The sequence below is a fragment of the Streptomyces sp. NPDC051555 genome, assembly GCF_044454405.1.
Taxonomy (GTDB): domain Bacteria; phylum Actinomycetota; class Actinomycetes; order Streptomycetales; family Streptomycetaceae; genus Streptomyces.
This window is the reverse complement of record NZ_JBITDP010000092.1, coordinates 1-2942: the sequence shown is the minus strand read 5'-3', so window position 1 is coordinate 2942 and position 2942 is coordinate 1. Positions and strand designations below refer to the sequence as shown.

Genomic DNA, 2942 nt, shown 5'->3' with positions numbered 1-2942 from the left:
GGGTGAGACCTCGATCGGTAGTTGGCCATCTCGTTCGATAGTTGGCCAGCCCCTCGTTCAGCCGTGTCGGACGACATCAGATCGTCAGTGGCTGACGACATGAGATGTCAGTGATCAGCGACATGAGGCGTGTCAGTAGGCGTTGGCGGCTCGGGGAGCATCCGCAGGCTGTAGAGCACGTTGTCGTGGAAGCGGTCGATGATGTCGCCGCGGGTGACCATGTCGGCGGCGGCGAGGTCTTCGAGGGCCTGTCGCTGGGCGGCGTCGTTCGTGTCGATTCCGCCGTCGATCCAGACGCGGAGGAGGACCTCGGCCTCGGCGGGCTGGATGGGGCCGCGGATGTCGGGGCGGGGGTTCTTTCGTCCGGTGGGGGCGTCGACCTGATGTGGGGTGAGGACGTCGAGGCGTGGGGTGACGGTGTATGCGTCGGGTGGGACGTGCCGCAGGACGAGCACGCCGCCGGTGTTGGGGTGAGTGTGGGCGTGGTCGAGGGCGGCGTCGAGCCGGTGGCTGGTCGGTGGTGGGCGGATCGGGGTGCTAACGGGCGTGAGGGGACTTCAGTGCCCGGCCCCAAGGTCGAGTTGTATGCCCCGATCAGTCGTGATGCGCGGGCGGCGGGTCTGTCGAGTCGTGCGACTCCGCGGTGGAGCTCTGATCGATTGTCCGGGGGCCTCAGTCCTTGTCGGAGTGGGACCTGTGGCTGCTGAACGAAGGTCCTTCACTCCCTGACCGGCGGCATGGGGTGGGGTTAGCCTTGGATCATGCCGATTACCGTTCGCCTCGCTCCTGGTTGCCGTCCCCGCGGCTGCCGGGCACCCGCGCGGCGTGTGCACGGCCGCCGGGTGCGGTACGTGATCGGCTCCGAGCGTGGCCAGGTCAACGGCATGCGATGGGTGTGCGCAGCGCGCACTGTGCGGGGCGTGTGAGGGAGAGTTCCGCTCCCGGGCTCCCGCGCCAGTAGCCCCAGGTCCCCCTCACCTTTCGCTGCCCCGGCCTGAGCCGCATTGGTCTTGTCGCTGCCGGGCATCGCCTCGCTCGAAGATTCCGGATGCACATCCATGTCGACATCGACATCCCTGACCGGCCCGTCGGCCGATCCCGCTGCCAGGGCAGGGCGCCAGAAGTTGCCCCTGTCGCCGCTGCTGGCGTTGGCCATGGCGGCCTTCCTCACCCTGCTCACCGAAGCCCTGCCCGCCGGTGTCCTGCCGGAGATGGCCCATGACCTCTCGGTCGGTGAGCCCGCGATGGGCCAGGCCCTGACGGTGTACGCGATCGCCACCGGCCTCGCCGCCATCCCGCTGGCCAAGGCCACAGCCGCCTGGCGGCGCAAGAGGCTGCTGCTGACGGCGGTGGCGGCCTTCGCCGTGGCCAACACGGTCACGGCCCTGTCCGCCAGCTACCCCCTCACTTTGGTGTTCCGGCTCTTCGCCGGCATCGCCGCCGCCGCGGTCTGGTCCGAACTGGTCGGCTACGCCCGCCGCCTGGCCCCGCCCCGCCTCCAGGGCCGGGCGATCGCCATCACCCTGGCCGGCATCCCGCTCGCCCTGTCCCTCGGTATCCCGCTGGGCACCCTCCTCGGCGCCCTGATCGGCTGGAGGCCGACGTTCGCCCTGGTCACGCTGGTCGCGCTCGCCCTGCTGGGGTGGATCCAGGTCTCGGTCCCCGACGCCCCGGGGCAGAGCCCCGAGCACCAGCGCCCTGTCCTGCAGGCGCTTCGCCTGCCCGGAGTCGCGGCCATCCTGGGCGTGACCGCGGCCTACGTACTGGCCCACAACATCCTCTACACCTACATCGCCGCGTTCCTCGACGCACACGCGATGGGCAGTGCCCGAGGGAGCGTACTGCTCGTTTTCGGGGCGGCCTCGATGGTGAGCGTCTTCATCACCGGTGCGCTGGTCGACCGGCGGCTGCGGCCCCTGACCATCGCCGGCGCGGTCCTGTTCATCGCCGCATCCGGCCTGCTCGCCGTCATGGCGAGCAGCCTCTTCGCCGTGTACGCGGCGATGGTGCTGTGGGGGCTCGGCTGGGGCGGCGTCGCCACCCTGCTGCAGACCGCCGTCACCGACGCCGGCGGTGACCGGGGACAGGCCCTGTTCGTCACCACGTGCAACTCGGCCATCGCCGGCGGCGGGGCCATCGGCGGCGTCCTCCTCAGCGCGCTCGGCCCCATTTCCTTCCCGTGGACCGCACTGGCCCTCCTGGCACCCGTACTGATCATCGTGTTCGCCGCACGCACCCACGCCTTCCCCACCGAACGCCCCACCGCCCGCTGAGCGATCCGAAAGCTGAACGGCCGGTCCGCGCATGCCCCAGGTGGAGTCACTTCTCGCCTTCAGCGCCTGCCCCTGGCATTGCTGAGCGGAGCCAGAACTGACCTACCAGTGGAGCCGGTCGTCACTGACGCAGCCACACTGCGAATCGAGCACGGTTGATCCGTTCTCGCGGACCGTGGCCCCTCGTCTTTGTTGGGGAGTGCCACTCGGGAGAACCGACCGGTCGCGGTGCCTGCGCGCGGATCATGACCCGTAACCTGCGGCCGGGCAGCGGGTTTAGACATAGTGATCCGCTTCAGCGGTCTGTCCGCACTTGAAAGGAACCACCCACATGAGCCGAACCCGCCAGGCACGTTGGCGCGCCGCTGTCACCGCTGTGGCCGTAGCCCTGCTCGCTGGTACCGCAACGGCAGCTCAGGCCGACGACCAGTACGGGCCTGTACGCCTCGTGAACAAGGCGACGGGGCGGTGCCTGCAGATGGAGGCCGGAGACCTCGCGCACGCGACCGACTGCGCGAACCATGACGGCCAGCGCCTCATGTTGCAGCGGTACACGAATCCGGACGGGAGCTTCGACGCGGCGAAGATCCTCTGGAGTACTGGTTGCCTCTCTGCCGACAGCGAGAGTGGGCTCAGCCGGGACCGGTGCGACGACAACGGGGACCAGAC

At 69.5% G+C, this 2942-nt stretch carries 4 protein-coding genes; 3 read left to right on the top strand and 1 reads right to left on the bottom strand.

Going from position 1 to position 2942, the window contains the following annotated elements:
• Positions 1 to 107: 107 nt before the first annotated feature.
• Positions 108 to 455: a hypothetical protein gene (locus tag ACIBEA_RS44350; RefSeq protein ID WP_399270229.1), complete on the bottom strand. Its 348-nt coding sequence runs from the start codon at positions 453 to 455 to the stop codon at positions 108 to 110.
• Positions 456 to 761: 306 nt separating this feature from the next.
• Here ACIBEA_RS44350 and trpM point away from each other — a divergent pair, with 306 nt between their 5' ends.
• The 3 genes from trpM to ACIBEA_RS44335 form a co-directional block, all read left to right on the top strand.
• Positions 762 to 926 (top strand): tryptophan biosynthesis modulator TrpM, encoded by a 165-nt coding sequence (trpM, locus tag ACIBEA_RS44345; RefSeq protein WP_399270227.1) that lies wholly within the window; start codon positions 762 to 764, stop codon positions 924 to 926.
• A gap of 132 nt (positions 927 to 1058) precedes the next feature.
• A complete protein-coding gene (locus tag ACIBEA_RS44340; protein ID WP_399270225.1) occupies positions 1059 to 2273 on the top strand; it encodes an MFS transporter in 1215 nt (404 codons plus the stop codon).
• A 331-nt stretch (positions 2274 to 2604) separates the two neighbouring features.
• The coding region (locus tag ACIBEA_RS44335) for a hypothetical protein (RefSeq protein ID WP_399270223.1) at positions 2605 to 2942 on the top strand (338 nt) is incomplete at its 3' end.

Bases quoted from the DNA above. Each gene is read 5' to 3' on its own strand.
- ACIBEA_RS44340 (WP_399270225.1), top strand. From the start codon at position 1,059: ATGTCGACATCGACATCCCTGACCGGCCCGTCGGCCGATCCCGCTGCC.
- trpM (WP_399270227.1), top strand. From the start codon at position 762: ATGCCGATTACCGTTCGCCTCGCTCCTGGTTGCCGTCCCCGCGGCTGC.